This is a genomic window from Flavobacterium sp. 245, from assembly GCF_004362055.1.
GTDB lineage: Bacteria > Bacteroidota > Bacteroidia > Flavobacteriales > Flavobacteriaceae > Flavobacterium.
Genome location: NZ_SNXB01000008.1, coordinates 161543 through 186700, shown reverse-complemented (window position 1 = coordinate 186700; position 25158 = coordinate 161543). Strand labels below are relative to the sequence as shown.

The following is a 25158-nucleotide window of genomic DNA, read 5'->3' as shown; positions in this document are numbered from 1 at the left end:
AAACCAAATTATTAATACTGTTTTTTGACTTTTTTTTATGCTTTTCTTAATTAAATATTAGTACAAATAGTATGTACCTTTGCGGCGTAAAAAAATTTCCATGAAGGACATCGAACAGATATACCGCAACAATTTTGGAATTTCATTTTATTGGAAAGAAGGCAACGAAATTATATCAGATAAAATCCAGTTGCTTTTTAAACAAATGGGATTTTATTTTTCAGTTCAAGAATTAAATGAATTTCACGATTTAATTGAAGACTGTGTGACAGACCATAATGATTATGATACGCGTGGTGTAAAGCGCGCCATTGATAAATTTTTATTGAAAACACCTTACGTTGCAATAGATTTAGAAATATCACCTATTGAATTAAATTCCATCAAAGACTTAGTTGAAGGTTCATTATTTCGACTTAATCTCAATGAATATATTTACGGTTCTGGAATGAACTAAAGGATTTCGACCTCTCTTACCCAACTAATCCAAACTTTTTTCGACATCAAGATTTTGTAAACTGGATGAAAACATTTTTCAAACTTTTACGACCTTTTTATTTAGAATTAATATAAATAATATTTATATTTGTCTTAATAAAAGGATTTACGATGAGAGAAATAGAACAGATATATCATAACAATTTTGGGATAGCTTTTTATTGGAAACAAAATAACGAAACCATAGTTGACAAAATACAACTGGTTTTCAAGGAAACAGGCTTTTATTTTACAATTGCAGAAATGAATCAGTTTTGCGATTTGATCGAAGACAGTATGATTGAAAATGCGTGTTGTGAAGCCTGTGAATTAAAATATTCCTGTCATAAATTTTTATTAAAAACGCCTTGTTCTGCAATAGATTTAGCTGTGTCACTTACCGAATTAAAATCTATAAAAGATTTGGTTGAAGGTTCTCTTTTCCGAATTGAACTAGATGAATATGTTTACGGATCTGGCTTAAATTAAGAAGCATTCTAAATATTTTAACAGCATTTTTTCATTATTGAAATATATTTTGATTTTCTTCAAAAAAAAGTATATTTACGGCAATGAAAAAAATCCGCATTCTTTTTGCCCTTCTGCTTGTGGCTGTATATTTTACCAGCTGCAAAGATTCATCTGATGATTATATTGACCCACGAGGCACTGATTATGCAGGTTCTGAAAGCTGTATACAATGCCATCAGACACAATATGATATGGCTTTAAAAAGTTCGCACTTTAAGGCTACCGCACCAGCAATTTCAGGAAATGTTTTAGGAGAATTTGATAAGGGCGATCATACTTTTATTTATGACAAAAACACCAAATTGGTAATGGAAAAACACGGCGACAGTCTTTTTCAAGTTTTGTATAAAAATGGCAAAAAAGTTGAAGCACACCGTTTTGATATTGTTTTTGGAATTAAACATGCTCAAACTTCGGTTTTTTGGCGAAATAATAATACGTACGAACTTCCACTTTCTTACTATAATGCTATAAACAATTGGGCTACGAGTCCAGGTTTCCCAGCAGACAAACCGTATTTCGACCGAATGGTTGTAAAAGACTGTTATTCGTGCCACGCCTCAAATGCGAGCAGCCGAAGCGTGAATCAAAGTTCTGCAGAAAAAAACATGATGTCTATGGATGTTGAAGATATCATCAAAAAAGAAACTATTGTTTACGGAATAGACTGCGAAAAATGTCATGGTCCGGCAAAAAAACATGTTGAATTTCATTTAAAAAATCCAAATGTAAAAGTCGCCAACAGCATTACAAGTTTTAAAAATTTAAACAGACAGCAAAGACTGGATGCCTGCGCGCTTTGTCATGCCGGAAATGACGGGATGAAATTGAAATCGCGTTTTGATTTTAAACCCGGAGATAATTTAACTGATTACTACAGAGCAACTAGAAGCGTTACAGACACTGCACAATTTGATGTTCACGGAAACCAGTTTCGTTTGATGGCACAAAGCAAATGCTTTATCAACAGCGAAAAAATGGATTGCATTACGTGTCATAATCCACATGAAAATGCTTCTAAAAAAATGACATCATACTCTAAAATCTGTATGAGCTGTCATCAGGATTTAAAACATACTGATAAAACTTTAAAAACAATGTCAGGAAGTTTATTAGCCGAAAATTGCGTAGAATGTCACATGCCTAAAAAAGCATCAGGAGCAATTAAATTTCAGCTCTCAAATAGTAAGCAATTAGGAAATTACATCTTGAGAACACATAAAATCGGAATTTATCCAGTAAGCACAAAATAAACGATAATCACAATAAAGTCTTTTTTAACTTTCGACTTTCGACTTTAGACTTTGGGCTTTAGACTTACTTACTTTTCGAATTTCTTAAGTTCAAAATTTTCACCGTCAAAAACACCGTAAGTAAAGTAACCAATCCAGTCACCTAAATTCACATAATTAGAATCCTCTCCAACCGAGATAATCATTGGCAAATGACGATGTCCGAAAATGAAATAATTATAATGTTTCGTTTCGAGTTTTCGTTTGGCGTATAAAACCAACCATTCATTTTCTTCACCAAGAAATTTCACATCTTCATCGCCCGAAATCAGTTTGTTTTTAACCGATAAATATTGTGCAAGACTTACACCAACATCGGGATGAAGCCAGCGGAAAAGCCATTTTGAAAATGGATTGGTAAATACCTTTTTCATTCGTTTATACCCTTTATCACCGGGCCCTTTTCCGTCGCCGTGGCCAATTAAAAAGGTTTTTCCGTTAAAAGTGAACTCTTTATTATCATGATAAACCGGAATATTCAATTCGGTTTCAAAATAATCATTCATCCAAAGATCATGATTTCCCACAAAAAAATAAATTGGAATCCCGCTGTCACGAATTTCAGCCAATTTACCTAAAATGCGTACAAAACCTTTTGGCACAACCGTTTTATATTCGAACCAAAAATCAAATAAATCACCCAGCAAAAAAATCGCTTCAGCATCTTCTTTAACCTCATCTAACCAAGCCACAAATTTCTTTTCGCGTGGCAAACTCAATTCAGGAGTTGGCGCACCAAAATGCTGATCTGAAGCAAAATATATTTTTTTCATTTAGATTGTTGGAATTTTAGACTTTTTAGATTGTTAGACTTCTTAGATTTCTTAGATTGTTAGACTTCTTAGATTTCTTAGATTTCTTAGATTTCTGGATTGTAGAACTTTCGACTTTTGACTTTCGACTTTTGACTAATTATCAGAAGCATACCATTCTGCAAACGACGATTCTGTTTCTTGAAGTTTTAAAGAGAAAAGAGAAATTCCTTTTGGAAGTCTTGCCACAATTCTTTCAGCAAAATCAACCACCATATTTTCACTTGTTGGCTGATAATCTACTAAAATTACGTGGTGTCCTCGGTTTTTCAATTCGTTTGCCAATTCAATATGAGGCGTTGTCTGATTAAAAACTGTTGCATGATCAAACTGATCGACGATCTCTTCTTTTACAATTTTCTTTAGATCCGAAAAGTCAATTACCATTCCGAATTTCACATTCGATCGATCCGTAATTGGCGAACCAATAACGGTTACCGACAATTTATAACTGTGTCCGTGAACGTTCTTGCATTTTCCGTCGTAACCGTACAAAGCGTGGCCGGTTTCGAAACTAAATTGTTTTGTAATTCTGATATTACTCATCGATGTTTAATTTTAAGCTTGCAAATTTACAAATTAATAACCGTTTTCGTCTCTTTTTTTAGCACGCTTATACATCCACAAGGCAATTCCGCCTAAAATCAGGAACGGAATAAAAGATCCAATCACGACACCAATCTGATAACCACTATCTGGCGCGTTTTTAATTTTCTCTGCAACGTCAACCTGAAGAACTAAAAAGATCATTTTCATATTCAATACATATATAGTAAAAAAGCCTCAAAAATTTAAAAAAAGTTGTCACAGATTAAAGGATTAAAAAAGATTAATCTGTGTAATCTGTGGCAAAAAACTTATTTCTTAAATTGTATCAAAGCCTTTCTCGCGAAATCAGACAAAACCAGTTTTCCGGTAATTTTAGCACGTTCAATTAATATTGATTCCCATTGCTCCGTTCCTTCCCAAATGATTTTTTTCATTTCAAACAAAGCTTCTGGATTATACGAACTCAATTTTTGAGCAAAATCATTGACCTCTAAATCAAGATTAGCAGCATCGCACAAAACAGAATAGAGCCCTTTCTCAAAAGCCCATTTGGCACTTTTCCACTGATCAGGTGCCAATGTCATTTCGGCCATAGCTGTTTTGCCAATTTTTCGAGAAACAGCTGGTTCGATTACAAAAGGCCCAATTCCGATAGCAAGTTCGGACAATTTCACATCACTTAACAATGTTGCAAAAACATAATCGCAAGCCGAAATAATTCCGACACCTCCCCCAACTGCTTTTCCTTGAACGCGACCAATAATCAATTTATTGCAATTGCGCATTGCGTTGAGCAAATGAGCAAAACCAGAGAAAAATTCCGTTCCTTGCTCTTCATTTTCAACCTGCAAAAGCTCATCAAACGAAGCACCGGAACAAAAAACCCTATTTCCTTCGCTTTTTAAAATAATAACCGAAACGTTTTCATTTCGGCTCAACAAATTAATTTCGGCGGTAAGGCGGTCCAGCAATTGACGCGGAAAAGAATTACTCGCAGGATGACCAAACTGGACAGTTGCAATTGTATTTTGAAAAGAAGTTTCTAAGCTTGCGTTTGCATTTTCTAAATTCATAAAAACAGATTTAAAAGTAAAGTTACGCTTTTGAAAAATAATACTCCAGAAACTCATCGAAATTTGTTTTTTGAAATTTATTTGACTTTATTTGTTAACGCTTTGGGGGATTAGCTCATTTGGCTAGAGCGCTTGCCTGGCAGGCAAGAGGTGGTCGGTTCGAATCCGATATTCTCCACAAAAAAACCGTATTACTTCATTGTAGTACGGTTTTTTTTTAATACAGCCCGCGGTTTCAGCCACTGGAGACAGATTGTTATATACGTTGCGTCCCAACGGTTGAAACCGTTGGCTATGTTGACTTACAACAATTAATATTTTTATTCTTAATAGATTTTAGGATTGACAATTATTTCTCATTAGCCGCATCATCAGCATCAACTCTCTTTTTTTCTGCTTTCTTAAAATCGTTATTCAGCAAATTTTCCAATTTCTTTTTTTCCTTCAAGTTTTTTCTGATTGTAAGCACAACCAAAACAACTACCAAGATTGCCACAATACCTATTATGTTCCAATTAACATCCATAATTTAAATTTTAATTAAGTATAAGCATTTAAACTATAACACATATTATCAGAATGTTAAGTGTTCTTTTTAAAAATTAGAAGCAGACATTTCGTTTTCAAAACACCTTTTGTCCCGCTGTCCACTCTATCTTTTATGGTGAACCCCACCATAAAAGGATGCCGTTTCCATCGGGGCTAGACTAGATGTTTTTGTTTTTAGTAGACCTTTTTATTTGGATTGTAGAATTACTTTACGGGAACGGATTACAAATCAGCATTACCTAATTCGAACGCTTTTTTGCTTCAAAATTAATTATTCATCAATTTTGACACTATTTAAGAATCCTATTTTAAATAAAAAACAAAAATTTAACCTTAAATTGAGAATTAATCAACATGTTGTTTGTACTTTTGCAAAATATTTGAATGCAATATGAGTCTAAAGAAGACTAAAGCGGACTCAAATTTTTAAGAAAACAATAAGTATCTGTTTTTGAATTAAGTATCATTTTTAAATATTTCTGAATTAGTACCCCGAAATTATTAAGATAGAAAATTCATATTATAGATAAATACCAAAAAAAGCCATAACAAAAGTTATGGCTTTTTTTATTAAAAAATCTACTTCAATAAAAAATCCAACCTGATAGCCCGCACTCGATCTTTTTTCCTTCTAAAGAAGCAGGAAAAAGGATGCCGTTTCCATCGGGACTAGACTTGATATTTTTGTTTTTAGTAAACCATTTTTTATTTGAATTGCAGAATTACTGTACGGGCACGGATTGCAAATCCGCGATAACGGGCGGGCATTAAACGTCTTCTTTAATATATTTTAAATAATACTTCAAAAAATACAAAGGAAAAAATGCACCTGCAACTGGCATATAAATACCCTTAAAAGCTTCGTGATAATTCACTGTTTCTTTTTCTACGATCATTAATAAAATACATGCAAGAACAGGAAATATATAGTAAAATCTTTTTTCGTTTTCTCTATCAAAATAAATGAATATCGACGAAAAAAATAAAAGGATATAAAAAAACAGATTAGCCATAAAAATCAGAATCAATCCCCTATCATTATACTGATAATAAAAATAGGTCAAGAATAGTAATAAAATAAATCCCACAACAAAATTTGAAATCAAAAATGCACCCCATTTATAGCTCATAAAAGCATAGACGACAAAAAAGACGAACAAGAAAAAATAATTCCACATATCTATTTTAAATTTTATTTTTTTACCAAGACTTTAATTCTTGACAATAAGCTTAGTTCAGCAAAGCAAATCTACAATTCTAGTTAATAAAAAAAACTTTGTCTCTTGGCGCCTTCGTAGCAAAATGTCATTATTTAATCAAAAAACCAACTCGTATAGACCCATAAAAATATCCAGAATTTGTATCAATTCCAGGGTCTTTCAATTCTCGGCCTCGGTAAAGAAAAGAATACGAAATATTGAATTTGTTATGACGGTATTTCAAACCAAATTCGGCATTGAAACGCAGCGGTTCCAAATCGAAAGTTATCGGGCTCGTATTACTGAACATGCTTCCCTGAATCGTAGCATCATAAAACTGATAATTCACACTCGGCATGGCGTAAAAATAGAATTCGCGGATATCATACTGGGGTTCTGAACTTACAGAAGCATCATGCAAATTGGAATCATAAATAGGAAGTAATTTTTTGAATCCAATTCGGGTGAGAAATCCTGTCGAAACTCCGGTAAAAATAGTTCCCAAATTAGCTTCGGACTGAAAGTGAAGATCTATAAAATCATTGTGTTTGCTTGGAAATAATTTCTTCGAATACATAACATGCGCCTGAACGGCAAAAGCATTATGCAGCTGATTTTCCCAACCAAAAACCTTTTTATAGCCAATAAGATGATGAAAACTTTCTTGAGTTTCGCGTCCAAAAGCATTTGGCCCCATATAACCCAATTGAAAATCCGTTTTTAAAACCGATTCGCTTTGGTAAAAAAAACTGCGTCCAGCTTCAGCAAAAAGATAACCCGTAAACGGACGGTCATTAACATCTGTAGCCGTTTCATTAATATACCTCGGATTATAAATATATTGTCCAAGTCGAAATTCGGTTATTTTTTTATTGATTTTCTCGTTTTCATTCTTTGATAAATAACGGTAAAAAAGTTCTAAACCATTCGTATAATACATGTCATTTTTAGACGATGTATATAAATCATTATCTGAAATAAATCCAAATTCTTTTGTATTCCCCTGCCCAAAAACCAAAGTTGATGCCAGCAGAAAAAAAGCAAAAAAGACGTTTTTATTTCGCATCATAATTTACTTTTTTCCCAATGTAACGCATCTCGCGAACAATTCTTTCTTTTCTTCTATTGATATAACTAGACGATCCTGTTGCTTTAAATTTTCTAGGATTTGGAAGAATTGCCGCTATTCCGGCGGCCTGCATTGGTGTTAAGCTCGAAGCGTCGCGTCGGTACCAATGTTCTGTCGCTGCATAAGCGCCATAAACGCCGTCGCCCATTTCAATACTGTTCAAATACACCTCCATAATTCTTTCTTTACCCCAAATAATTTCAATTAAAATGGTAAAGTATGCTTCAAGACCTTTACGCAGGTAACTTTTTCCCTGCCATAAAAAAACATTTTTTGCTGTCTGTTGTGAAATAGTACTACCACCACGAATTCGGCGGCCGCGTTCGTTGCTTTTGTAGGCTTTTTGAAGCGCTTTAAAATCAAACCCGTTATGCGTTAAAAAAGTTCCGTCTTCACTGGCGATTACTGCTTTTTGAAGATTCATCGAAATTTTATCAATTGGTTCCCAGTCATGATCAAAATAAACTTCCTTTCCTGCCATTTTGTTTTCAATGGCACGAATGAGCATTAAGGGTGTAAACGGTACTGGAACGAACTTAAAAAAGACTACTGAACCGATTGACAATCCAAAAAACCACAACATTGCTTTAATAAAAAACCATTTGACTTTTTCGCCAAAGGTTCTGTTCGTTTTCTTTTTTGCTGTCGGTTTAGCTTTGCCTGCAGCTGGTTTTTTTGGTGCTGGTTTTTTGGTTACTGCCATTATATTAAATCTGCTAATTCTGTTCCTATTAAACTTCCTATTGCCACTCCCATTCCTCCTAAACGTACACCACAGCACACATTTTCAGAAAGTTGCATCACAACAGGATTCTTACTGTTCCCAACTCCCATGATGCCAGTCCAACGGTGTGCAATCTGGAAATCCTGATTTGGTAAAATTACATTTTTCAGCAAATCTTCCAATTTATTTTGAATAATTTTCGTTTGGCCAAATTCGGTTGTCGTTTCTCCTTCAAAATCAAGATTTCGGCCTCCGCCAAGTAAAATTCGATCGCCAATATTTCTGAAATAATAATAGCCGCGATCTAAATGAAACGTTCCTTTTATATCTAAATTGTGAATTGGCTCGGTAATTAAAACCTGAGCTCTAGCCGGTTTAACTGCACCATTTGTCAACGATCCGGCGAAACCGTTTGTCGCAAAAAGCAGTTTTTTTGTTTTAAAACTAAAATCATTTAAAACAACTTCAACATCATTTCCTGAATCTAAATAAGATGTTACAGTCTGTTGATTTAAAATTAAAATATCTGCTGAAATTGCTTGCTTTAGCAGTTCTTGCATCATATTTCCGGTGTCGATCTGCGCTTCAAACGGATTAAAAATCAAATATTCCTGAATGTTTTCAAAACCAAAACGATCCACTTCTTTCGAAAAAACATCGGCTTTAAAAAGTGGCTTTAAAACTTCATTTATAAATGGAATTTTCGAAATGCATTCGCTAAATCCAAGTTCATCTTCTTTCAGAAATAATTCATAACCACCGTGAGGCTTAAAATCAATTGCCGAATCTCCCAATCTTTTTCGGAGCAATTGCAAGCCTTTCCAACGTTTCTCGATAAGTGCTGCAACATCATCTTCTGAATGCGTTTTTAAATCATCCATAATTTCAGAAAGACTTCCAAAACAGGCAAAACCAGCATTTTTAGTACTTGCACCTTGCGGCAACATACCGCGTTCTATAACCAGAATTTTAGCCACAGGAAATCTTTCGCGCAAGCGCAATGCAGCATGAAGGCCAACTATACCACTGCCAACAATGGCATAATCTACATTTGTGAACCAGTTTTTTATTTCCCAATAACTTAATTCCATCGATCAAATTTTTATAAAAATAATGATTTTTTTTAACCATAGAAGTAATATAAGTTGATTTAAAAAAATAGCCTCAAGTTATGTACCGATGTCGGGCTGAGCGAAGTCGAAGCCCCTTCACTGTGCGCCCTTCGACTTCGCTCAGGGTGACAATCAAGTATAAATAACGTAAAACTTTAACAATAAATTGGAATTTAGAATTTAACCGATTGGAATTTAAATGTTGTATTTTTAGCGCACAAAAAAATAGAATTTTTATTATGAAAAAAGTAGTAGTAACAACCTTAATAATGATGAGTTTAAACGCTATCGGACAGAATGTAATGTCACCGGAATTGTTATGGAAATTAGGAAGAGTAACACCACTCGGACTTTCGAAAGATGAAAAAAATGTTGTTTTCAAGGTTTCAACGCCTTCTGTAGAAGAAAACAAATCAAGTTCTAAACTTTACACCATTCCTGTAAATGGTGGAACAGCAATCGAAATCAAAGACACAAAAGAGATTTTAAAAGACAAAAATGTTTCGCCAGACGGAAAATTTTTAGTTTATAATGAAGAAGTGAAAATCGACAAAGTTTTAGGAAAAGATTTTTATCCAAATCTTACTAAATCTGATGCTCAAATTTATAACGGTTTAGATTACCGTCATTGGGATACTTGGAACGAGGGAAAATTCAACCACGTTTTTTATAAAGAAAACAAAGACGGCGCTAAAGGAATTGATATTTTAAAAGGTGAAACTTTTGATTCTCCTCAAAAACCTTTTGGCGGTGACGAAGATTATATCTGGTCTCCAGACGGAAAAAGCATCTTATACGTGTGCAAGAAAAAAGCTGGTACTGATTATGCAATTTCTACAAACACAAACATTTACGAGTACAATTTAGAGACTCAAAAAACGATTAACAGAACCGAAGATAATCTTGGTTATGATACTGCTCCACAATTTTCTCCAACAGGAAATTTAACATGGCTGCAAATGAAACGCGACGGTTATGAAGCTGATAAAAACGACATTATTGTTGAATTTAAAGGTATCAAAACCAACTTAACAGCAAACTGGGACGGAACTGTAGATCATTTTATCTGGAGCAAAGATGGTAAAAACGTATTTTTTGTTGCTGCTGTTGATGGAACAAAACAACTTTTTACAGTTAATTTTCCAGGTTTGACTAAAATGGCAATTAATGTTCGCCAAATTACAAATGGTGATTTTGATGTAAATGATTTAGTAGGTTTTGCAGGCGATGACATCATTGTTACAAGAACAGACATGAATCATGCAGCTGAGATTTTTTCTTATAATTTGAAGAAAAATACTTGGAAACAAATTTCGAATGTAAATACAGATACATACAAAACTTTAGCATTAAGCAAAACGGAAAAACGTTACGTTACTACAACTGACGGAAAAAAAATGCTGGTTTGGGTAATTTTGCCTCCTAATTTTGATGCTTCAAAAAAATACCCAACTTTATTATTCTGCCAAGGCGGACCACAAAGTCCATTGACGCAATCTTATTCTTTCCGTTGGAATTTTTCTTTAATGGCTGCAAAAGGTTATGTAGTAGTGGCGCCAAACCGTCGCGGAATGCCTGGACATGGTGTTGAATGGAATGAGAAAATCAGTAAAGACTGGGGCGGACAAGTTATGGACGATTATCTTTCGGCAATTGATGATGTTGCAAAAGAAAGCTATGTTGACAAAAGCCGTTTAGGTTGCGTTGGTGCAAGCTATGGAGGCTATTCCGTATTTTATTTAGCGGGAATTCACAATAACCGTTTCAAGACTTTTATTGCTCACGATGGTGTTTTCAATACAGTTAGTATGTTAGGAACAACTGAAGAAGTTTTCTTTAATAACTGGGATTTTGGCGGCGCATATTGGGAAAAAGATAATGCTGTAGCTCAAAAATCATACACCACTTTTAATCCTGCAACTTTGGTGCAAAACTGGAATCGTCCAATTTTGATTTTCCAAGGAGGAAAAGATTTCCGTGTGCCAATTGGGCAAGGCCAGGAAGCTTTTCAGGCAGCTCAATTAAGAGGAATCAAAAGCCGATTTGTTTATTTCCCTGATGAAAACCACTGGGTTTTACATCCGCAAAATGCACAGGTTTGGCAAGGTGAATTCTTTAAATGGCTGAACGAAACATTATAATATATTTTTTTTAAAGCTTTAATAGCCACAGATTGTTATATAATCTGTGGCTATTTTATTTTCCAAACCTTTGAATTATGTAACACTTTAGCCGTGATTTCTCTTTTTAAAACAAATTTTTTTAAATAAATTGCAGTGAATTCGAATTTAAAAAACTTCCCAATCTCAACAATAACAATCTATGGAGAGCAAAAAAAGTTACACCGCCATTAAAGTGCTCTTTAGCTATGTTGCACTATTAGCGTTAGTTGTTACTGTTGGATGGTTTTTATATTCTGAAAATGTCGTTTATAACAAATTAGAAGATAAAATCGCACTCGAAAAAAATAAGATTTTGAGAGTCAGCAAATTATTTTCAAATGTGTATAAAACGGAAAGTTTAGCCCGAAAAACAATCCAGACCAATTCTGAAAAAGATTTTCAAAGCTACTTAATTGAAAGCGATTCCCTGCGCGCAAGAATCGACACTTTAAAGCAAATTGTAACGACAGATTATCAAAAAGTGCTCTTAGACAGTGTTACTTATTTACTGGCCGAAAAAACCAAAAATATTCAGCAGTTAAAAACAATAAAAAACAAGGCCGACGATGAAGTTTCGGTAAACTCGGCTATTGATGAAATTACCAAAATGGAGTTTAAACTCCGTAAACTGGAACTTCAGGATTTTACTAAAAATCCAAATCAGCTTGGATCTTATCAAAAAAATGTCCTTCAAAAATATGTCGATTATCTTAATCAGAATATTCCGGATGACAGCACCAATACGCTTAGTAAAAAAGCTTCGGATTCGATATTAGCCAATTCAAAAAAACTTTTGAGCTCCGTAAAATTAAGAGCCGAAAAGAAAAAAGAATCTTTAAATTTTGAGGAAAACAAATTACTGAAGAATGAAATAGCAATTTCAGATCAGCTCCGAAAAGTACTTCGAATTATTGAGCGTGAAATTATCATCAACTCCATAAAAAACAATTCACTCAAAGAAAAATCACTTAAAAAAGTCAACGAAATTGTTACAGCCTCAGCAATTGCAGGATTAATTTTGACCCTGTTTTTCTCTGTTTTAATTGTGAGCGATTATTCTAAATCGCAGGTCTATAAAAAACAGCTTGAAATCGCAAATTTCAAAACTAAAAATCTGCTTAAAAGCCGTGAACAATTGATTTCGACGGTTAGTCATGATCTAAAAACACCTTTAAGCACGATTGTAGGATATTCGGAACTTTTAAGTAATTCTGACATTAATACAAAACAGTCTTATTTCATTACTAATATTAAAAATTCATCTGAATATATTACGCAGTTAGTTCAGGATTTGCTTGATTTTTCTCAAATAGAAGCAGGAAAAATTACGATTGAAAAAGTGCCGTTTTCACTACCTCAAATTATTGATGAAGTAGCTAAAAGCATTCAGACTGTTTACAAGCAAAAAAATATTGATTTGATAATTAATATTGATGAAAAGCTAAATTCAAAAATTGTTGGAGACCCTTTTCGACTCAAACAAATTTTGAGCAATATTATTGGAAATGCTTACAAATTTACAGAAGAAGGTTATATAAAAATTAGCGCTTACCTAGCAGAAAACAATGATTTTTTTGCCATTACAATAGAAGATACGGGAATTGGAATTGAAAAAGGAAATCAGAAATTTGTTTTTGAAGAATTCGCTCAGGCAAATGAAGGGATTGAAAAAAAATACGGCGGAACAGGTTTAGGCTTATCAATCTGCCAGAAAATAATTTCGATTTTAGGCGGTTCATTAAAACTTGAGAGCATTTTTGGACAAGGAAGCACTTTTGAAATTCAGCTTCCGCTGTTATTTGATACAAGTTCAAATTCAACCGATGAAATTAAGAAAGCACCTTCACAGGAAACTAAATCACAAACTTTTGTTGTTATTGATGACGACATTAATCTTTTGAATTTAACATGCGGTATTTTACGACAGGAAAAACATCAGGTTTTATCTTTTAACAGTGCCGGAAAAGCATTAGAAGCTATTCAGAAAACAAATTTTGATTTTGTTATCACTGATATTCAAATGCCAGAAATGGATGGATTTGCGTTTTTGCAAAAGCTTAAAAATACGTCGGTTTATAAAAATCAGCCTATAATTGCCTTGACGGGAAGAACAGATCTAGATGCTTCTGTATATGCTGATGCTGGCTTTACGACTGTTGTAAAAAAACCTTATTCGCCACGAATACTTTTAGATACGATTAGAATTATTTTAGAAGATGATCCTCTTCCAAAAGTCGATACGACTGAAACAGAAGAAAAATCATCTGCAAAATTATATTCTCTAGTAACGCTGAAAGAATTTTTAGCTAACGACAAAAACGCTTTAAATGAAGTTTTGAAATCATTTATTGAAAGCACAAATGAAAATTTAGCCTTACTTGAAAATGCTATCTCACTAGAAAATACTGTCGAAATAAATGCAATCGCTCATCGCATCGCTCCAATGTTTAAACAAATTGAAGCAAATGAAATTGCCAAAACGCTAACAGTTTTAGAAAAAAATGAATTTGAAATTACAGAGGTAAGAGAAATTTACAAAGGGCTAAAAGCCAAAATCGTTTCGCTTTTCACCATCTTAAACAAAGAAATTGCTTAATCGATGTTGTATTGCTTCAATTTATTGTAAAGTGTCTTTCTGGTAATTTTAAGCAGTTTTGCCGCTTCAGATTTATTGTTCTGCGTTTTAGATAACGCATGAATAATTGTTTCTTTTTCATTTTCTGATAAAGAAAAACTAACCGAATTATCTGAAGAATTTTGTTTTTGAATCTGAAAAAATTCAGCCGGTAAAACTTCGCTTTCAATAAAATCACCACGCGTTAAAAGTGTCGCACGTTTTACACAATTTTGCAGTTCGCGTAAATTCCCTGGCCAATTGTATTTTTGAAAAATAGCAACCACTTCTGGAGAAAACCCAATAATATCTTTATTTAACTGCTGATTGGCTTTTTCAAGAAAATAATCAGCAAAAACCATTAAATCCTCTTCCCTATCTTTTAACGAAGGCGACAGAATAGAGAATTCATTGATTCTATGGTATAAATCTTCTCTAAAATCGCCGTTTTTTACCGCTTCACGCAAATCTTCATTTGTAGCCGTAATGATCCTTATATCAACGTTTATTTCTTTATTGCTTCCAACAGGTTTTATTTTTCTTTCCTGAAGTGCTCTTAATAATTGAATTTGGTTTTCATAAGAAAGGTTTCCAATTTCATCTAAAAAAAGAGTCCCTCCATTTGCCGCTTCAAAATAACCCATTTTGTCGCTGATTGCACCGGTAAAAGAACCTTTTAAATGTCCGAAAAATTCACTTGCGGCTAATTCTTTCGGAATTGCTCCGCAGTCAACCGCGATAAAATTATTGTTTTTTCGAGTACTTTGCTGGTGAATGCTTTTTGCGATAATTTCTTTTCCTGTGCCGCTTTCTCCAATAATCAAAACAGACATATCTGTTGGGCTTACCAACTGAATATGATCTAATAATTTTCTTGACGCAACAGAAATTCCTCTTACAAATTCATTTTCTGCAGTAACTTGCTTTTTTGTGGGTTTCTTTTCTTGCGATGAAATTTCTTCGGCTTCATTATTTTGCAAAGCATTTGTAATTACTAACAAAACCTCATCTGGATTAAAGGGTTTTGAAATATAATCGGCAGCACCATTTTTTATTGCTTTTACAGCCGTATTCACATCTGAATAGCCTGTCATCATAACAACAGGAATATGCGGATGAGAATTTTTAATTTCAGTCATTAATCCAATACCATCAGAATCTGGCAAACGAAGATCTGTCAAAATCAAATCAAACGATTCGCTTTTGATTGCTGCTCTTGCTTCTGCTGCAGAGAAAGCTATAGTTACATCGTATGCTTTTTTTATTAGAAACTTCTCTAATAATTTACAAAACGAAATATCATCTTCTATCAATAATATCTTTGACATCTGTTTTTAAGGACTTTTTTTGCTAAAATAATACTATTAAAGTTGTATTCTCACAAAATTATGCAAAAAAAAAGAGACTGCTATAAGCAATCTCTTTTTCACCAAAAACATAAATCTAATTCACCTAATTATATTTATAATATATCTATTATATTTTCAGCCAATTGCCATTGACATCTGAGTAAACAGTAGCCTTTTGGTCCTTAACTGATATTTCTAATTTGTATTCTTTTTTCTCGTTTACATATGCTTTTTCCAATTTTGCATTTGGATAAGCAGTCTGCAGAGCAGTTTTTACCGCAGCCGGAACAGCATCTGCAGTAACTTCTGTATATTCTGTTTGAACAAAAACGGACGCATTTATTTTATTTTGAATCGTCTTCGAATTTGCTGGAATAGACAAACTTGCCAGAATAACGGCCCCTGTGATGGCTAACTTTTTCATATTGCTCTTTTTTAAAGAATTATTTTTTAATAATATTTCCAGAAGCATCTGTAAAAAAAGTATACTTTTTCTCTCCGCTCGCTATGACAAGTTTATATTCGTTCTTCGCGTTTTTGTATGCTTTTTCAAGTTTTGTACCTGCAAAAGATTTTTCGATAGTCGATTTTACTGCGTCTGGAACAGCATCTACAGAAACTTCAGTATATTCATCTTGAATGCTTACTGATTGAACCATTTCGTTTTTTGCAACAACAGTTGCAGCATTGATTGACAAACTTCCAAAAACGATAGCTGCCGATAAGATTAACTTTTTCATAGTGGGGATAGTTTATAGTTACTTTTTAAGAATGTTTCCTTTTTCGTCTGTATAAACAGTAGATTTTACATCACGAACAATAATGTCGATTTTGTATTCTTTTTTATCGTTTACGTATGCTTTTTCAAGTTTTACACCAGGATAAGCATTATCTAAAGCTGTTTTGATAGCTGCCGGAACAGCATCAACTTCTTTATACTCATCTTGGAACTTTACTGATTCTGTCGCTGGATTAATAGCAACAATTGGTGTGGCTTGTACTGACAGTCCTCCTAATAGAATTGCTGCCGATAAGATTATCTTTTTCATAATGATAGTTTTTTTAGTTAACGAATTATTTTTTTACCCAAGATCCATCGGCGTTTGCATATAGAGCCCCTACTTTGTCACCCACTGTAACTTCTAATTTGTATTGAGAAGTTGCATTTTTGTATGCTTTAGAAAGGATTGCATCTGGATATGCTTTTTTAAGCGCGTTTGTAACTGCAGAAGGAACTTCTTCTACTTTAATCTCAGTATATTCGTCTTGAATTGAAATTGTTTTTACGATTGTGTTTTTAATTGGAGAAGTTGAAGCAAATGATGTTAAACTTCCCAAAATGATTGCGGCTGATAAAAATAAATTTTTCATAATGTGTGTATATTAATAGTAAATAGTTAATTTGATTGGAACAAAAAGGGCTTATTTTTTAACCCAAGTTCCGTCTGCGTTAGCATAAACAGAACCTACTTTATCACCTACAGTAACGTCAAGTTTATATTGCGATGCAGCATTTTTGTATGCTTTTGAAAGTACTGCATCTGGATACGCTTTTTTAAGTGCGTCTGTTACTGCAGATGGAACTTCTTCTAATTTAATTTCAGTGTACTCGTCTTGAATTGAAATTGTTTTTACGATTGAATTTGATATTGGAGAAGTCGAAGCAAATGATGTTAAACCTCCCAAAACGATTGCGGCTGATAGAAATAAATTTTTCATGATAATAGTATTTTAAGATAGTTAATTTAATTTTAGTATTTTTTATTTGAAAATACACAGAACACGTCTTTAGATTATTTTTGAATCCAAGTTCCGTCGGCGTTAGCAAAAAGATTTCCTTCTTTGCCTCCAACTGTTACATCTAGTTTATATTGTGCTTTTTCATTTTTGTATGCTTTAGAAACCACTGCATTTGGAAATGATTTTTTTAAAGCCTCTGTAACTGCAACTGGTAATTCTTCTACTTTTATTTCAGTATATTCATCTTGAATTGAAACTGTTTTTATAATAGAATCTTCAATTGAAGAATTTGCTGCGAATGAAGTTAAACTTCCCAAAACAATAGCGGCTGATAAGAATATCTTTTTCATAATGTAAATTTTTGTTTGTTTGTAGTTGTTTACGCTTTAGATAATGAAATTATTATGCCGTAAAACAAAAACCCACCTCCAATGTACCTAATCCCTTGTTTTTAAAGAGATCTTGAATAACATGCCAAAAATTTTCCATTGCAAAAAGTGTGTAATTCCTTAAGCGAGTGTGTAAAAATTATACACTTTTAGTGTTTCCTAACCGATAAAACAACAAAACCCGATAAGTTCAAAACTCATCGGGTTTGTAGTAGAAATAAAAAAGGCTGCCGAAACCGACAGCCTTAAAAAATTATTCTGGACTATTCATTTTGAAAGTATCCATAAATGCAGTTGTGTAGTCACCTGCAATATATTTTGGATCATCCATTAATTGTCTGTGGAAAGGTATTGTAGTTTTCACACCTTCGATTACGAATTCATCCAAAGCTCTTCGCATTTTGCTGATAGCTTCTTCACGAGATTGTGCAGTTGTAATTAACTTAGCAATCATCGAATCGTAATTTGGCGGAATACTATAACCTGAGTAAACGTGAGTATCTAAACGAACTCCGTGTCCTCCTGGCATATGAAGCGTAGTAATTTTTCCTGGTGAAGGACGAAAATCATTATAAGGATCTTCAGCATTAATACGACATTCAATAGCGTGTAATTGTGGCAAATAGTTTTTTCCCGAAATCGGAATTCCGGCAGCAACCATAATTTGCTCACGGATCAAATCATAATCAATAACTTGTTCTGTAATTGGATGCTCTACCTGAATACGAGTATTCATTTCCATGAAGTAGAAATTTCTGTGTTTGTCTACAAGAAACTCTACCGTTCCAGCTCCTTCGTATTTAATGAATTCAGCAGCTTTTACAGCAGCTTCTCCCATTGCAGTACGTAATTCGTCAGTCATGAAAGGCGAAGGAGTTTCTTCAGTCAATTTTTGGTGACGACGTTGTACAGAACAATCTCTTTCAGAAAGGTGACATGCTTTTCCATAAGAATCTCCAACAACTTGAATTTCGATATGACGTGGCTCTTCGATAAGTTTCTCCATGTACATTCCGTCATTTCCAAATGCTGCAGCAGCTTCTTGACGTGCACTTTCCCAAGCTTTTAAAAGCTCTTCTTCTTTCCAGATCGCACGCATTCCTTTTCCACCACCACCAGCAGTCGCTTTCATCATAACTGGATAACCAATTTCTTTAGCTATTTTTAGTGCATGTTCATAAGATTCTAATAATCCATCTGAACCTGGTACACATGGAACTCCTGCCGCTTTCATTGTAGCTTTTGCAGAAGCTTTATCTCCCATTCTGTCGATCATTTCTGGAGCCGCACCAATAAATTTGATTCCGTGCTCTTGACAAATTTTTGAGAATTTAGCATTTTCAGAAAGGAAACCGTAACCTGGGTGTATTGCATCTGCATTTGTAATTTCTGCAGCGGCAATAATATTTGACATTTTTAAGTACGATAAGTTACTTGGAGGGGGACCAATACAAACCGCTTCATCAGCAAACTTTACATGTAAGCTTTCTGCATCGGCTGTAGAATAAACTGCAACAGTTTTAATTCCCATTTCCTTACATGTACGAATTACACGAAGTGCAATTTCTCCTCTATTCGCAATTAATATTTTTTTAAACATCTTATTTTAATTAGATAATTAGACAATTTGATAATTAGATAATTTTAGATGATTTAAAAAATTTGAATCCTTCTAAAATCTAAAATCTAAAATCTAAATTTATTTATGATGGATCTACTAAGAATAAAGGTTGATCAAATTCTACTGGAGACATATCGTCAACAAGAATTTTTACAATTTTACCTGAAACTTCTGATTCGATTTCGTTGAATAATTTCATTGCTTCAATTACACAAAGAACATCACCTTTTGCGATAGTACTTCCTACTTCAGTAAAAACTGGTTTGTCTGGAGATGGTTTTCTATAGAATGTTCCAATAATTGGAGATTTTATAGTAATGAATTTAGAATTTTCAGCTGGAGCTGCTGCTTCACTATTTACATTTACAACAACTGGAGCAGCCACTTGAGGAACAGCAGCTTGTGGCAATGCAGCCTGAGCTGGCAATTGCTGTACATAAGTAGTTTCTGTTACATTCCCTTCTAAAGTTGTTCTAATAGTGATTTTTACATCATCCATTTCTAACTTTACTTCTGCAACTCCCGAATTTGCTACAAATTTGATTAGGTTTTGAATTTCTTTTAAATCCATAATGATTCGTTTTTAGTTTTAATTTATTTTGTATCGTAAGCCCATTTCAAGTAAATAGATCCCCAAGTGAATCCACCACCAAAAGCGGCTAAAATAATATTATCTCCTTTTTTGAATTGGCGTTCAAAATCGCTTAATACTAATGGCAAAGTTGCTGAAGTTGTATTGCCATATTTTTCAATATTCATCAATACTTTTGAATCTTCAAGGTTCATTCTGCTCGCAGTAGCATCAATAATACGTTTATTTGCTTGATGTGGCACTAACCAATCTACATCTTCATTAGTCAAATTGTTTCTTTTTACGATCAATTCGCTAGCGTCAGCCATGTTAGTAACTGCATATTTAAAAACAGTTTTTCCATCTTGAATAATGTTGTGCTGTCTGTTTTTAACGGTCTCTTCTGTAGTCGGGATTAGAGAACCTCCGGCAGAAATTTTAAGAAAATCACGTCCTACACCATCACTTCTTAGATATTCATCTTGCAAGCCTAAACCTTCATAATTTGGTTCGAATAAAACAGCACCTGCTCCATCTCCAAAAATAATACAAGTAGATCTGTCTGTGTAATCTACAATTGAAGACATTTTATCAGCTCCAATTAATAAAACTTTTTTGTAACGTCCTGACTGAACATAAGCTGCAGCAGTTGACATTCCGTATAAGAAACTTGAACATGCCGCCTGCAAATCGTATGCAAATGCGTTTGTAGCTCCAATTTCTGTTGCAACATAAACTCCTGTAGAGGCTACCGGCATATCTGCAGTAGCTGTTGCCATTATAACCATATCAATCTCTAAAGGATCAATATTTGCTTTCGCAATTAAATCCTGTGCTGCTTTTATAGCAAGAAACGATGTTCCTTTATCAGCATCTTTAAGAATTCTTCTTTCTTTAATTCCGGTACGAGTGGTAATCCATTCGTCATTGGTATCTACCATAGTTTCCAGTACTTTGTTCGAAAGAACAAAATCTGGAACATAAGCTCCAACAGCGGTAATTGCGGCTGTGATTGTACTCATTATATTCTATTATTTCCTCCCAAATACAGTGTATTTGAAAAATTTTTAAAAGACTTGAAAATTACAAAAAAAAACGAAATTATTTTGTATATAATTTCCTAAAAAAAGAAAATTATAACCAACAAAAAAAACTCTCACTATGTGAGAGTTCTAGTATAATTTACAAAAACGTATTAAGCAACCGCTTCAGATTTATCGATAACAACTTGTCCTCTGTAATACATTTTACCTTCATGCCAGTAAGCTCTGTGGTATAAATGCGCTTCACCTGTAATAGGACATGTAGCGATTTGAGCTACAGTAGCTTTATAATGTGTTCTTCTCTTATCTCTTCTTGTTTTCGAGATTTTTCTCTTAGGATGTGCCATTTTACTATATTATTTATCCGTTAATAGTTTCTTTAATTTTTCCCAACGTGGGTCAATATCTTCTTCTTGTTTACTCTCTTCCTTTTTTTCTTTGACTGTTTTTACTTTCAGTTCATTTAGTTTTTTCAAAGCCTCACTTTCTAAGCTACCGTCTTTTACTCCTGGATGAACTCGTTTTAGAGGTACCGAAAGAGCTATCATTTCATAAATATATTGTGCTACATTTATTTCAAACTCTCCGTGCGGTAAAATCAGCAACTCTTCATTCTCGTCATTAAATTCTTCTCCAAAACGAACAATTAATTTCATTTTCCCTTTTATAGGAAGATCAAACTCTTCGCCTGTAAGATCACAAGGCACATTTACAGTTCCTTTGTGTTTAAAATCTAACTCAAGCATGCTGCTTTTTTTATCTAAAACCAAACTTACTTTGATATCCGAACTTTGAAATTCGTTATACTCAAAGCTCTCAAAGAACTCATTATTTACCTGATACTCAAAATGGTGTTTTCCTAGTTTTAATCCTACGAAAGGAATTAAAAATTCTTTTGTTTTGCTCATTTCAACATCAATTTGAACAATTCGCATCTGTAAACAGATATCTGAATTGGGGTGCAAAGATATAAAATTATTACAAATCTAATAATCTTATTCACCTTTTTTTGTTTATAACTGTTTTTCTTTTATTTTTAGAGGTTTTTGGCTAATCTCCTCATACTGATTACGCGAGCGAAAAATATCGATTGCAAGATAAACTGCTTCTTTAAACGAATTGAAATCGGCCATATCTTTTCCTGCAATATCATACGCAGTGCCATGATCTGGAGAAGTTCTAACCTTATTTAAACCTGCTGTATAATTCACTCCTTTACCAAAAGACAATGTTTTAAAAGGAATTAATCCTTGATCATGATAGGTTGCCACAATAGCATCATATTTCTCATATTGACCGCTTCCAAAAAAACCATCTGCAGGAAATGGCCCAAAAACCATTGTTCCTCCTTCAAAAATTTTCTTCAAAGTTGGCTTTAAAACCAAATCATCTTCTTTTCCAATAACGCCACCGTCACCTGCATGTGGATTCAATCCTAATACAGCAATTTTTGGCTTTACAATACTAAAATCCTGAATTAGTGATTTTCTGATTGTTTCAATTTTTCTTGTAATTAATTCTTCTGTTAAATGCGAAGAGACTTCATTTATAGGCACGTGATCAGTCAACAAACCTACTCTTAAATTATCCTGCACCATCATCATCAATGCATCACCCTCTAATTCTTTATCTAAATAATCCGTATGTCCAGGAAATTTAAAATCCTCTGACTGAATATTATATTTGTTAATTGGAGCAGTTACTAAAACATCTATCAAACCGTCTTTCAAAGCTTTAGTCGCCGCTACAAAAGATTTAATAGCATATTCTCCTATTTTCTCATCATTTTTTCCCAAAGTTATATCAACACCTTCTTTCCAAAGATTGAAAACATTAACTTTTCCTGGCAAAACCTGCTCTAATTTATCTACGCCATGAAACTGAACCGAAGATGTAAAACTCTTTTTAACAAAAGACAATATCTTAGCATTTGCAAAAATAACCGGCGTACACATCTCAAGCATACGAGAATCCTCGAATGTCTTTAATATAACCTCGCTTCCAATACCGTTTAAATCTCCTACTGAAATTCCAACAATTATATTTTCTGCTTTTTTATTCATGAGCTCAGCTTATTTATTACTAATTTTGATGTGCAAATTTAGTAAAATAAAACAACAATGTTCACAGGAATTATAGAAACCCTAGGAAGGGTTCATAAAATAGAGAAAGACCAAAACAATCTTCATCTTACAATCGATTCATCGATTACAAACGAATTAAAAATTGACCAGAGTGTTTCTCATAACGGCATCTGCCTTACTGTTGTCGCTATTAAAGATTCTTTTTATACCGTAACAGCCATTGACGAAACTATTTTAAAAACTAATATTGGAGACTGGAGCGAAGGCGACATTGTAAATTTAGAGCGCGGCATGAAACTTGGCGACCGTCTTGATGGCCATATTGTTCAAGGTCACGTAGACCAAACTGGAACATGCGTAAAAATTGAAGAAGCACATGGAAGCTGGAACTATACTTTTGAATATGACAAAAACCTCAGCAATATTACTATCGAAAAAGGTTCTATAACTGTAAATGGAGTAAGCCTTACGGTTGTCAATTCAAAAACAAATGAATTTAGCGTCTCGATAATACCTTACACTTTCGAGAACACCAACTTTAAAGATTTCAAAGTTGGAACAAAAATAAATTTAGAGTTTGATGTTGTTGGCAAATATATCTCGCGATTATATGCCATAAACAAATAAAGAAATACCCTTAAATAAAAAAAGATTCAATTTAAATTGAATCTTTTTTTATGAAATCATATCTGCGAATTGCATAGATACCAAATAATACTGCGCATCCGGTTAAAACAAATAAATTTTGATCGATAGGTGCTCCGGGAGGCAAATCTGGCCCAGCAGCACTAGCTTGAGCAGTAGTACTCATTCGAGCCTCAGGCTTAGGAGGAGCTGGTTTTGCTATCGCATTTGAAACCGTCAGTAAGACGAAATAGGAACAAAAAATAGTTTTTTTAATCTTCATAAGTTTAAACTTGTCAAGGACAAGCGATATTAAATTAGACTTGGGGTCTTTTATGAAATTTCGTACAAACCCTTGTTATTAAAGAGCTTCACTGGACAAATGTAGAAGATTTTTGCAAAAATACAACTTAAAAACAAAAAAAAGCTTCATAAAAATTTATGAAGCTTTTTTATTATTCCTAAACAAACAAGCATTAAACATTTTTACGCAAGTTTATAGACAACGTAAAAAAGCGAAGCGTAAATTTTCAATATCTGTGGGTAGCCGAAAGACAAACAAAAAACGACCTGTTCAAAGGGAATATTCACTTTCACATGATTACCAACAAATATTGGAAAATCGAAAAATGGTGGAATTACTGGCTTGACTTGCAGAAGAAAAATGGAATAATTCCGAGAGATGAAAATTACAAACCGTCTTCCGCCTTTGATGTTCGGGAATTAAACTCAAATAACATTAGATCAATTGCTTCTTACGTCACAAAATATGTCACAAAGAATAATGACAAATTCAAATGCCAAGTATGGAACTGTTCAGGCAAGTTTCAGAACTCTACACTGATTTCCATACAGATTCTAGCTATGTAGATGAATTTAAAAAATTAGATGCTGTATTGAAAGAATTTGAAGTAAAAGACCACAGCAATAGATTAATTATAAACTTAAAAATGATAAACTTGAATAGACAGATACTACCACTCTACAAAAGATTGGACGATAAAAACAAAGCAATAACTAACTAAAACAAAAAATTATGACAACTAAAACTAACAACACCAAACTAAAAGAACTGCCAAAAGACACAAAATTTGCAACCTTTAATTCAGACAACGAAGACATGATTCTTGGAGAATACCTAATAGCAATTTTAATTTATAACGGAACTTCATTTAACCAACTTCTAGAATCCGCTAATGAAATTGAGAATAAAAAAAGAAAGAGAAGTAAAAAACATTATAATCAACATAGTATTGGATTTTATTAATCTTAATCCTGAATATATTCATTTAATAAATCATAATGATGGTGCAAGTCAATTTTTTAAGTAGGCTTTTTTTTAATTTATATAAATTTTAATCTAGCCTCTAAAATCTTTTTATAATTATTATTACATTCAATAAATTAACAAAAAAGCAATATTAAATAATATGTTATTTTTTTGGATATATTTGAATTTGTAAAAAAAATCCTGAATAAATACGGAGCCTATAAACAAAAAAAACAGTTAATTA

Annotated in this window: 30 protein-coding genes and 1 tRNA gene; 9 read left to right on the top strand and 22 right to left on the bottom strand. The window is 33.3% G+C overall.

Translation table 11 applies throughout. The features are described from left to right. The first annotated feature begins 100 nt into the window (after positions 1–100). The 3 genes from EV145_RS16045 to EV145_RS16035 all read left to right on the top strand — a co-directional run bounded on the left by EV145_RS16045 (position 101) and on the right by EV145_RS16035 (position 2261). Positions 101–457, top strand: coding sequence for a hypothetical protein (locus EV145_RS16045; protein ID WP_133526212.1), 357 nt, complete (start codon positions 101–103; stop codon positions 455–457). Positions 458–609: 152 nt separating this feature from the next. Beyond that, complete coding sequence (locus EV145_RS16040) at positions 610–966, top strand: hypothetical protein (RefSeq protein WP_133526211.1); 357 nt, start codon at positions 610–612, stop codon at positions 964–966. Positions 967–1049: 83 nt separating this feature from the next. Next, positions 1050–2261, top strand: a complete 1212-nt coding sequence (locus tag EV145_RS16035; RefSeq protein WP_133526210.1) for a cytochrome c3 family protein — start codon at positions 1050–1052, stop codon at positions 2259–2261. Positions 2262–2329: 68 nt separating this feature from the next. On the opposite strand, the gene EV145_RS16030 is transcribed toward EV145_RS16035, so the two are convergent. The 4 genes from EV145_RS16030 to EV145_RS16020 form a co-directional block, all read right to left on the bottom strand. Beyond that, a complete protein-coding gene (locus tag EV145_RS16030; protein ID WP_133526209.1) occupies positions 2330–3073 on the bottom strand; it encodes a UDP-2,3-diacylglucosamine diphosphatase in 744 nt (247 codons plus the stop codon). Between the two features lie 135 nt (positions 3074–3208). Then, positions 3209–3658 (bottom strand): 6-pyruvoyl trahydropterin synthase family protein, encoded by a 450-nt coding sequence (locus EV145_RS16025; protein ID WP_133526208.1) that lies wholly within the window; start codon positions 3656–3658, stop codon positions 3209–3211. A 33-nt stretch (positions 3659–3691) separates the two neighbouring features. Further along, complete coding sequence (locus EV145_RS22445) at positions 3692–3868, bottom strand: hypothetical protein (protein WP_166638472.1); 177 nt, start codon at positions 3866–3868, stop codon at positions 3692–3694. Positions 3869–3969: 101 nt separating this feature from the next. Continuing rightward, positions 3970–4734 (bottom strand): enoyl-CoA hydratase/isomerase family protein, encoded by a 765-nt coding sequence (locus EV145_RS16020; protein ID WP_133526207.1) that lies wholly within the window; start codon positions 4732–4734, stop codon positions 3970–3972. Positions 4735–4838: 104 nt separating this feature from the next. Between EV145_RS16020 and EV145_RS16015 the strand changes: the two genes are divergently transcribed. Further along, positions 4839–4912, top strand: a tRNA-Ala gene (locus EV145_RS16015). A 171-nt stretch (positions 4913–5083) separates the two neighbouring features. Here the strand turns inward: EV145_RS16015 and EV145_RS22440 are convergent. The 4 genes from EV145_RS22440 to EV145_RS16000 form a co-directional block, all read right to left on the bottom strand. Then, positions 5084–5260: a hypothetical protein gene (locus EV145_RS22440; RefSeq protein ID WP_166638471.1), complete on the bottom strand. Its 177-nt coding sequence runs from the start codon at positions 5258–5260 to the stop codon at positions 5084–5086. A 1331-nt stretch (positions 5261–6591) separates the two neighbouring features. Further along, positions 6592–7551: a lipid A deacylase LpxR family protein gene (locus EV145_RS16010; protein ID WP_243739275.1), complete on the bottom strand. Its 960-nt coding sequence runs from the start codon at positions 7549–7551 to the stop codon at positions 6592–6594. After that, complete coding sequence (gene mtgA / locus EV145_RS16005; protein WP_133526206.1) at positions 7538–8314, bottom strand: monofunctional biosynthetic peptidoglycan transglycosylase; 777 nt, start codon at positions 8312–8314, stop codon at positions 7538–7540. The genes EV145_RS16010 and mtgA overlap by 14 nt, the downstream gene beginning before the upstream one ends. Continuing rightward, positions 8314–9426, bottom strand: coding sequence for an NAD(P)/FAD-dependent oxidoreductase (locus tag EV145_RS16000; protein ID WP_133526205.1), 1113 nt, complete (start codon positions 9424–9426; stop codon positions 8314–8316). The genes mtgA and EV145_RS16000 overlap by 1 nt, the downstream gene beginning before the upstream one ends. Before the next feature lie 260 nt (positions 9427–9686). Between EV145_RS16000 and EV145_RS15995 the strand changes: the two genes are divergently transcribed. Both EV145_RS15995 and EV145_RS15990 read left to right on the top strand, forming a co-directional pair. Then, positions 9687–11588: an alpha/beta hydrolase family protein gene (locus tag EV145_RS15995; RefSeq protein WP_133526204.1), complete on the top strand. Its 1902-nt coding sequence runs from the start codon at positions 9687–9689 to the stop codon at positions 11586–11588. Between the two features lie 181 nt (positions 11589–11769). Beyond that, positions 11770–14205: an ATP-binding protein gene (locus EV145_RS15990; RefSeq protein ID WP_133526203.1), complete on the top strand. Its 2436-nt coding sequence runs from the start codon at positions 11770–11772 to the stop codon at positions 14203–14205. Here the strand turns inward: EV145_RS15990 and EV145_RS15985 are convergent. From EV145_RS15985 to pdxA, 13 genes are all read right to left on the bottom strand, one after another. Beyond that, positions 14202–15551 carry a sigma-54-dependent transcriptional regulator gene (locus EV145_RS15985; protein ID WP_133526202.1) on the bottom strand — a complete coding sequence of 450 codons (1350 nt, stop codon included), beginning with the start codon at positions 15549–15551 and terminating at the stop codon, positions 14202–14204. The two genes, EV145_RS15990 and EV145_RS15985, sit on opposite strands and share 4 nt — an antisense overlap. 148 nt (positions 15552–15699) lie before the next feature. Continuing rightward, complete coding sequence (locus tag EV145_RS15980; protein ID WP_133526201.1) at positions 15700–15996, bottom strand: hypothetical protein; 297 nt, start codon at positions 15994–15996, stop codon at positions 15700–15702. A 19-nt stretch (positions 15997–16015) separates the two neighbouring features. Next, complete coding sequence (locus tag EV145_RS15975; RefSeq protein WP_133526200.1) at positions 16016–16312, bottom strand: hypothetical protein; 297 nt, start codon at positions 16310–16312, stop codon at positions 16016–16018. Between the two features lie 18 nt (positions 16313–16330). Beyond that, entirely contained in the window at positions 16331–16621 is a 291-nt protein-coding gene (locus tag EV145_RS15970; protein ID WP_133526199.1) for a hypothetical protein, read from the bottom strand. Positions 16622–16646: 25 nt separating this feature from the next. Then, the gene (locus EV145_RS15965; RefSeq protein WP_133526198.1) at positions 16647–16943 is read right to left on the bottom strand and encodes a hypothetical protein; all 297 of its coding nucleotides are present in this window, start codon (positions 16941–16943) and stop codon (positions 16647–16649) included. Positions 16944–16994: 51 nt separating this feature from the next. After that, positions 16995–17291: a hypothetical protein gene (locus EV145_RS15960; protein ID WP_133526197.1), complete on the bottom strand. Its 297-nt coding sequence runs from the start codon at positions 17289–17291 to the stop codon at positions 16995–16997. A gap of 74 nt (positions 17292–17365) precedes the next feature. Continuing rightward, complete coding sequence (locus tag EV145_RS15955; RefSeq protein ID WP_133526196.1) at positions 17366–17662, bottom strand: hypothetical protein; 297 nt, start codon at positions 17660–17662, stop codon at positions 17366–17368. Positions 17663–17954: 292 nt separating this feature from the next. After that, positions 17955–19301 (bottom strand): acetyl-CoA carboxylase biotin carboxylase subunit, encoded by a 1347-nt coding sequence (accC, locus tag EV145_RS15950; RefSeq protein ID WP_133526195.1) that lies wholly within the window; start codon positions 19299–19301, stop codon positions 17955–17957. A 103-nt stretch (positions 19302–19404) separates the two neighbouring features. Continuing rightward, positions 19405–19893: an acetyl-CoA carboxylase biotin carboxyl carrier protein gene (gene accB, locus EV145_RS15945; RefSeq protein ID WP_133526194.1), complete on the bottom strand. Its 489-nt coding sequence runs from the start codon at positions 19891–19893 to the stop codon at positions 19405–19407. Between the two features lie 23 nt (positions 19894–19916). Then, positions 19917–20915, bottom strand: a complete 999-nt coding sequence (locus tag EV145_RS15940; RefSeq protein ID WP_133526193.1) for a beta-ketoacyl-ACP synthase III — start codon at positions 20913–20915, stop codon at positions 19917–19919. Between the two features lie 173 nt (positions 20916–21088). Beyond that, positions 21089–21283 carry a 50S ribosomal protein L32 gene (gene rpmF / locus EV145_RS15935; protein ID WP_031455170.1) on the bottom strand — a complete coding sequence of 65 codons (195 nt, stop codon included), beginning with the start codon at positions 21281–21283 and terminating at the stop codon, positions 21089–21091. 9 nt (positions 21284–21292) lie between these two features. Next, positions 21293–21844, bottom strand: coding sequence for a YceD family protein (locus EV145_RS15930; protein ID WP_133526192.1), 552 nt, complete (start codon positions 21842–21844; stop codon positions 21293–21295). A 105-nt stretch (positions 21845–21949) separates the two neighbouring features. After that, positions 21950–22999 (bottom strand): 4-hydroxythreonine-4-phosphate dehydrogenase PdxA, encoded by a 1050-nt coding sequence (gene pdxA / locus EV145_RS15925; RefSeq protein WP_133526191.1) that lies wholly within the window; start codon positions 22997–22999, stop codon positions 21950–21952. A 57-nt stretch (positions 23000–23056) separates the two neighbouring features. Here pdxA and EV145_RS15920 point away from each other — a divergent pair, with 57 nt between their 5' ends. Then, the gene (locus tag EV145_RS15920; protein WP_133526190.1) at positions 23057–23647 is read left to right on the top strand and encodes a riboflavin synthase; all 591 of its coding nucleotides are present in this window, start codon (positions 23057–23059) and stop codon (positions 23645–23647) included. A 31-nt stretch (positions 23648–23678) separates the two neighbouring features. Here EV145_RS15920 and EV145_RS15915 read toward each other — a convergent pair whose 3' ends face one another. Further along, a complete protein-coding gene (locus EV145_RS15915) occupies positions 23679–23927 on the bottom strand; it encodes a hypothetical protein (RefSeq protein WP_133526189.1) in 249 nt (82 codons plus the stop codon). Positions 23928–24241: 314 nt separating this feature from the next. On the opposite strand from EV145_RS15915, the gene EV145_RS15910 reads away from it, so the two are divergent. Both EV145_RS15910 and EV145_RS15905 read left to right on the top strand, forming a co-directional pair. After that, a complete protein-coding gene (locus tag EV145_RS15910; RefSeq protein ID WP_133526188.1) occupies positions 24242–24514 on the top strand; it encodes a hypothetical protein in 273 nt (90 codons plus the stop codon). Positions 24515–24680: 166 nt separating this feature from the next. Further along, entirely contained in the window at positions 24681–24911 is a 231-nt protein-coding gene (locus tag EV145_RS15905; protein ID WP_133526187.1) for a hypothetical protein, read from the top strand. The last annotated feature ends 247 nt before the right edge of the window (positions 24912–25158 follow it).